The 6,418-nt window shown below is 70.3% G+C and carries 8 protein-coding genes; 7 read left to right on the top strand and 1 reads right to left on the bottom strand.

The window, feature by feature from the left end; genetic code table 11:
* The 6 genes from VJS38_RS11790 to VJS38_RS11765 form a co-directional block, all read left to right on the top strand.
* On the top strand, window positions 1-295 hold a 295-nt coding region (locus VJS38_RS11790; RefSeq protein WP_324088344.1), incomplete at its 5' end, for an SPOR domain-containing protein.
* 46 nt (window positions 296-341) lie between these two features.
* A complete protein-coding gene (gene tmk / locus VJS38_RS11785) occupies window positions 342-974 on the top strand; it encodes a dTMP kinase (RefSeq protein ID WP_324088343.1) in 633 nt (210 codons plus the stop codon).
* On the top strand, window positions 967-1,968 hold the full coding sequence (locus VJS38_RS11780) for a DNA polymerase III subunit delta' (protein WP_324088342.1): 1,002 nt from the start codon (window positions 967-969) through the stop codon (window positions 1,966-1,968). The genes tmk and VJS38_RS11780 overlap by 8 nt, the downstream gene beginning before the upstream one ends.
* A gap of 26 nt (window positions 1,969-1,994) precedes the next feature.
* The gene (locus tag VJS38_RS11775) at window positions 1,995-2,801 is read left to right on the top strand and encodes a TatD family hydrolase (protein ID WP_324088341.1); all 807 of its coding nucleotides are present in this window, start codon (window positions 1,995-1,997) and stop codon (window positions 2,799-2,801) included.
* On the top strand, window positions 2,798-3,625 hold the full coding sequence (locus VJS38_RS11770; RefSeq protein WP_324088340.1) for an MBL fold metallo-hydrolase: 828 nt from the start codon (window positions 2,798-2,800) through the stop codon (window positions 3,623-3,625). Before VJS38_RS11775 ends, VJS38_RS11770 begins: the two co-directional genes overlap by 4 nt.
* Window positions 3,622-4,230 (top strand): phosphoribosylglycinamide formyltransferase, encoded by a 609-nt coding sequence (locus VJS38_RS11765; RefSeq protein WP_324088339.1) that lies wholly within the window; start codon window positions 3,622-3,624, stop codon window positions 4,228-4,230. Before VJS38_RS11770 ends, VJS38_RS11765 begins: the two co-directional genes overlap by 4 nt.
* A gap of 8 nt (window positions 4,231-4,238) precedes the next feature.
* Here the strand turns inward: VJS38_RS11765 and VJS38_RS11760 are convergent, their stop codons facing one another.
* Window positions 4,239-4,709: a MarR family winged helix-turn-helix transcriptional regulator gene (locus VJS38_RS11760; protein WP_324088338.1), complete on the bottom strand. Its 471-nt coding sequence runs from the start codon at window positions 4,707-4,709 to the stop codon at window positions 4,239-4,241.
* 332 nt (window positions 4,710-5,041) lie between these two features.
* On the opposite strand from VJS38_RS11760, the gene VJS38_RS11755 reads away from it, so the two are divergent.
* Entirely contained in the window at window positions 5,042-6,322 is a 1,281-nt protein-coding gene (locus VJS38_RS11755; RefSeq protein WP_414692439.1) for an ISNCY family transposase, read from the top strand.
* The last annotated feature ends 96 nt before the right edge of the window (window positions 6,323-6,418 follow it).

Here is a 6,418-nt window from a genome sequence, read left to right as displayed (position 1 = left end):
CGCGCCGACCCGGCCGCTCGAGATCGTGCCGGCGACCACCGCCGTCGCCGACGCCGCGCCCGGGCCCGCCTACCGCATCCAGGCCGGGGCCTTCAGCGAGGAAGCCCGCGCTCGCCGCGCCGCGGCCCAGCTGGCCGGCATGGGCGATGCGGTGATCGAACCGGTCCAGCGCGGCGGCGTGATCCTCTACCGCGTAGTGCTGCCGGGTCCGCAGGACCAGCTGCAGGCCTACAACCTGCGCAAGCGGGTCGCCGACGCCGGCTTCGCCGACGCCAAGGTGCTGGGGCCGTTCTGAGGCCCGCGGCGCTGGACATCTGGGGCGAAGCGGCCATCTTGCGGCTGTGACGCGCGGGCGGTTCATTACATTGGAAGGCGGCGAGGGGGCCGGAAAGTCGACCCAGCTGAAGCGGCTGGGGGAGCGGCTGCGGGCGCGCGGCCTGGAGGTGGTCGCCACGCGCGAGCCCGGCGGCTCGCCCGGCGCCGAGGCGATCCGCGAGCTGGTGCTCAACGGCGCCGCCGACCGCTGGAGCCCGGTCACCGAGACGCTGCTGATGTACGCCGCGCGACGGGACCATATCGAGCGCGTGATCGAGCCGGCGCTGGGACGCGGCGCCTGGGTCGTCTGCGACCGCTTCGCCGACTCCACGCGCGCCTATCAGGGCGCGGGCGGCGGGACCGATCCGGCGCTGATCGCCGCCCTGGAGGCCCAGGTGCTCGGCGCCGCGCGGCCGGACCTGACGCTGGTCTTCGACATTTCGCCGCAGGTCGGCCTGGAGCGCGCGCAGGTCCGCGGCGGGGAGATGCGGTTCGAATCCAAGGGGCTCGGCTTCCACCAGCGGCTGCGCGACGGCTTCCTGGCCATCGTCCGGGACGAGCCTGAGCGTTGCGCCTTGATCGACGCCGCCGGCTCGATCGACGCCGTCGAGGCCGCGGTCTGGGCGGCGGTGCAGGAAAGGCTCGGCCTCCATGGCTGAGCTGGAAGTCCCGCACCCGCGCGAGGTCTTCGACCTTGAGGGTCACGAGGCGGCCGAGGCCGACTTCGAGGACGCCCGGGCCCGCGGGCGGCTGCATCACGCCTGGCTGCTGACCGGGCCCGAGGGGATCGGCAAGGCGACCTTCGCCTATCGGGTCGCCCGGCGCCTGTTGGGCGCGCCGGCCGACCGCGAATACGGCCTCTTGGGCGCCGATCCCGAGCATCCCGTGAGCCGCCAGGTGATGGGCCGCGCCCACCCCGACCTCCTGGTGCTTGAGCGCATCGGCGAGGACGGCAAGCCGCGCAAGACGATCCCGGTCGACGACGCGCGCAAGCTCTCGGAATTCTTCTCCAAGTCGCCCGCCTCGGCGCCGCACCGGGTGGCGATCGTCGACGCCGCCGACGACCTCAACGTCAACGCCGCCAACGCGCTGCTGAAGACCCTGGAGGAGCCGCCGCCCAAGGGCGTGCTCCTGATGGTCTCGCACTCGCCCGGACGGCTGCTCTCGACCATCCGCTCACGCTGCCGCCGGCTGGTTTTCGCGCCGCCGGGCGAGGCCGCCGCCGCGGCCTTTGTCCGCGGGCGCGCCGATGTCAGCGACGAGGCGGCGCTCCGGCTCGCGCGGATGTCGGGCGGGGCGCCGGGGCGCGCCCTGGCGCTGGCCGCCGCGCAGGCGATCGCGCTCGACGACGCCGCGCGCGACCTCCTGGCGGACCTGCCCGGGGTGGACGAGGCCATGGCGCTGTCGCTCGCCGACCGCTTCAAAAGCGGCGAGGGCCAGGCGCAGTTCAACCTGCTGTTCGAGCGGCTGGGCGAGCGGGTGCGGGCGATGGTCGTCGATCGCGCCGCGCAAGGAATGGGCGCGCTTGATCGCTGGGCCCAGGCGTGGGAGACGCTCCAGCGGCTTCCGCGCGAGGTCGAGGCGCTGAACCTCGATCGCACCGATGCGCTGTTCGCCGCGCTTACCGAGCTGCGCCAGGCCGCTCGGGCCTGACCGCCGCCCGATCCTTCCGGACCCCGATGCTCATCGACAGCCACGTCAACCTGCACGCGCCGCAATTCGACGAGGACCGCGAAGCGGTGATTTCGCGGGCGCTGGCCGGGGGCGTGCGGCTGATGGTCAACATCTGTGACCGGGTGTCGAACTTCGCGGCGGTGCGGCAGGTCGCCCAGCATCCGGACATCTGGTGCACGGTCGGCACGCACCCGCACGAGGCCAAGGAGAATCCGGAGCTGTCGGCCCGGGCCCTGATCGAACTGGCGGCTGATCCGCGGGTGGTCGGGATCGGCGAGTGCGGCCTGGACTTCCACTACGACCTCAGTCCGCGCGAGGTGCAGGCTGGGGTGTTCCGCGCCCATGTCGCGGCCGCGCGCGAGACGGGCCTGCCGCTGGTGGTCCACACCCGCGAGGCCGACGCGGTGATGGGCGAGATCCTGGAGGCGGAATACGCCAAAGGGCCGTTCCGCATCCTGATGCACTGCTACACTTCGGGCGCGGATCTGGCGCGACGGGCCGCGGCGCTCGGCGCCTGGTTCTCGGTCTCCGGCATCGCCACCTTCAAGGCCGCCGAGGATGTCCGGGCGCTGATCCGCGACATGCCGGCGGAGCGGATCATGGTCGAGACGGACTGCCCCTATCTGGCGCCCGTGCCGTATCGCGGCCGCCGCTGCGAGCCGGCCATGCTGCCCAAGGTGCTGGAGAAGCTGGCCGAGGTCCGCGGCTGGAGCCTCGATGAGGCCGAGGCGCGCACCGAGGACGCCTTCTTCGCCGTCTTCGACCGGATCCCCCGGCCCCGGATCGCCGAGCCCCGGATCGCCTGGCCATGAGCGCGGTGCTGGAGATCACCATCCTGGGCTGCGGCTCGTCGGGCGGGGTGCCGCGAGCCGACGGCGAATGGGGCGCCTGCGATCCGGCCAATCCGAAGAACCACCGTTCGCGCTGCTCGCTGCTCGTGCGGCGCAAGGGGGCGGGGCCCGAACGCGAGACGACCGTGGTGGTCGACACCTCGCCGGACTTTCGGCTGCAGAGCGCCTGCGCCGGGGTGAAGCGGCTGGACGCCGTGCTGCTCACCCATGACCACGCCGACCAAGTGCACGGCCTGGACGACGTGCGCGCCTTCTTCCTGCGGCAACACGGCCAGCGCATCCACACCCACATGGACCTCGCCACCTACGAGACGATGATGCGCCGCTTCGGCTACATCTTCGAAGGCGAGGCGGGCTATCCGGCGATCTGCGAGGCCAAGGCGCTGCCGCACCACGCGGTTCCGTTCCACATCGACGGCCCGTCGGGGCCGATCCCCGTGGTGACCTTCGACCAGGACCACGGGGCGATCCGCTCGGTGGGCTACCGGTTCGGCGACGTGGCCTATTCCAGCGACTTGGTGGACCTGACCGACGAGGCCTTCGAGGCGCTGAAGGGCCTGGACGTCTGGATCGTCGACGCGCTGCGCTACCGGCCGCACCCGACGCACGCGCATCTGGAGCGGACGCTCGGCTGGATCGCGCGCGCCAAGCCCCGGCGCGCGATCCTGACCAACATGCACATCGACCTGGATTATGCGAAGCTGGCGGAGGAGCTTCCCCCAGGCGTCGAGCCCGCCTTCGACGGCCTTCGCCTGGAACATCAGCTTGGAGCGGAGTTTCCTTGAGTCTTCAATACCTCAAGCTCGGTTTCCTCGCATCTGGATCAGCCTCCAGCGCCCGGGCCATCGTCGCAGCCATCCAGGCCGGCGAGTTGGCTGGCGAGGCTTGCGTGATGGTCAGCAACAACCGCAGCGCTCCGGCGCTGGAGTTCGCCCGCGCCCAGGGGATCGCCGCGGTCTGCATCCCGACCAAGGACGACGCCGAGGCGGCAGACCGCAGGATCGCCGAGGTCATGGCCGAGCACGGCGTCGAACTGATCATCATGTCCGGCTATCTGCGCCGTCTGGGGCCCCAGACCCTGGCGCGCTTTGCAGGCCGCATCCTCAACATCCATCCCGGGCCCCTGCCGGCGTTCGGCGGGGAGGGGATGTACGGCCGCCGCGTGCACGAGGCGGTGCTGGCGGCAGGCGCGCCCGAGAGCGGGATCGTGATCCATCTGGTCGACGAGGAATACGACCATGGCGCGCACCTCGCCCAGACGGTCGTGCCGATCGTCGCCGGGGACGGCCCCGAGGACCTGGAGGCGCGCGTCCGCGCCGCCGAACCGGGCTTCTTCGTCGAGACCCTGCAGAAGCTCTCGCGCGGCGAGCTCAGCTTGCCGGCCGGCTGAGGCGCGCGTCAGGCGTCCTCGGCCTTGGCGCCCTGGGCGATCTCCATCTTGCGCAGCATCGACAGCACGCGGCGAAGGCTGCGCGCGGTGACGGTCAGTTTGCGCAGGTTATTATGCGAAATCCGTTGCAGGGTCTCTTCGCCGCGGGGTTCGAGGGTGAGCAGGACGCGGCGGCGGTCGGTCTCGGAGGCCTGGCGGGCGACCAGGCCGCGCTCGACCAGCCGGGCGACCAGGCCAACGGCGCTGTGGTTCTTGATCAGCAGGCTGTCGGCCAGTTCGCCGATGCTCATCGGCTCCGGACCTGCGTGTGCGCGGATCGCCAGCAGCGCCTGATGCTGTTGAGCGGTGACGCCATACTCGCGCGCGCTCTCTTCGCTGAACGCCAGGAAGTCGCGGATCGCCCGTCGGAATTCGCCCAGCGACTGATAGTCCGCCGCGTCCAGCGGCGCAGGAACCGGGTCATTGGCGGTCGGCTGCACGCGGGCTCCTGTTCATGTTTCCGGTCCGAAACTAATCTGATGCGCGTCGGACCGGAAGCGGGCTGAAAGGCTGGCGCCTACCTATCGTGGGGCGATGATCTCACATCGTCGGCCGCAGCGGCGCTACGGAGGTTAAGGGGGCCGTTCAAAGGGATGCGAGGCGGATCCTGTGCATGAGCTCGCGGGCCGATGTCCGTAAGATATTTCTGATAATATTCCTTAGGCGAGAACCGGATGTAGCCGCAAAGTGCAAATGTCAGTGCCGCGCAAATTAGAAGCGTCAGCCTCCCTCCAAGCTTGGCTGGGAGGCGGCGTCGGTGGCGGTGCGGATCATGAGCGATGCGGAGCTGACGAGATTCGAGATCTTGCGGGACGTCGACGCCGAGCGATTGCCGGCGCGGTCTGCGGCCGGCGTGCTGGGCGTCAGCGAGCGCCAGGTCTGGCGGCTGCTGAAGGCCTACCGGCTGCGCGGCGCTGACGGCCTGATTTCGAAGAAGCGCGGCCGCCCCAGCAACCGCAAGACGCCGGCCGACGTGCGCCAGGCCGCGATCGACATCATCAAGGCCCGGTACGCCGATTTCGGCCCGACGCTGGCGGCCGAGAAGCTGCAGGAGCTGCACGACATCACCGTCTCGCGCGAGACGGTGCGCGCTTGGATGGTCGCTGAAGGCCTGTGGGTCGCGCGCGCGAAGCGACAGCGCAAAATCTATCAGCCGCGCTATCGGCGCGACTGCGTCGGCGAGCTGGTGCAGATCGACGGCTCGGAGCACCGCTGGTTCGAGGACCGCGGGCCGATGTGCACGCTGCTGGTGTTCATCGACGACGCCACCAGCCGGCTGATGCACCTGCAGTTCGTGGAGTCGGAGTCGACCTTCGCCTATTTCGCCGCGACACGGTCGTATCTCGAGGCGCACGGTAAGCCGCTGGCCTTTTACAGCGACAAGCATTCGGTGTTCCGGATCGCCAAGCCCGGCGCGCTCGGCGACGGCATGACCCAGTTCGGTCGCGCGCTGAACAAGCTGAACATCGAGATCATCTGCGCCAACTCCAGCCAGGCCAAGGGCCGCGTCGAGCGCGCCAACAAGACGCTGCAGGATCGGCTGGTGAAGGAGCTGCGGCTGCGCGGGATCAGCACGCTCGCCGACGGCAACGCCTTCCTGCCGGGCTTCGTCGCCGACTACAACGCCCGCTTCGGCAAGGTCCCGGCCAACCCGAAGGATCTGCACCGGCCGATGTCGCCGCGCGACCAGCTCGACGACGAGTTCACCTGGCAGGTGGAGCGCACGCTCTCGCAGTCGCTGACCCTGCAGTACGACAAGGTGCTGTTCCTGATCGAACCGTCCGAGACCGCGCAGGCGGCGATCGGCAAGCGGGTCACCGTCGTCGACTATCCCGACGGCCGGATCGCCATCCGTTACCAGGGCGAGGAGCTCGCCTACCGCACCTTCGATAAGCTCCGCCGGGTCAACCAGGCGGCGATCGTCGACAACAAGCGGCTCGGCTCGCTGCTGGAGATGATCAAGGCCTATCAGGACACGCAGCCGCCGCCGAAGCGCAGCAGCAAGACGCCGAAGCGGCGCGACCAGACCGGCCACATCTTCACGGTCAACTGACGCGCTCCGTGCTCGCGCGCCTGCCGGCGCGCTCGAAGTCAAACATTGAAAGCGGAAGTGTTGTGCGCCGGCCGGGCGGTCGAGCGCTGCGCCGGT

The organism is Phenylobacterium sp. (genome assembly GCF_035276905.1).
Taxonomy (GTDB): Bacteria; Pseudomonadota; Alphaproteobacteria; order Caulobacterales; family Caulobacteraceae; genus Phenylobacterium.
This window is presented reverse-complemented; position numbering and strand designations above follow the sequence as displayed.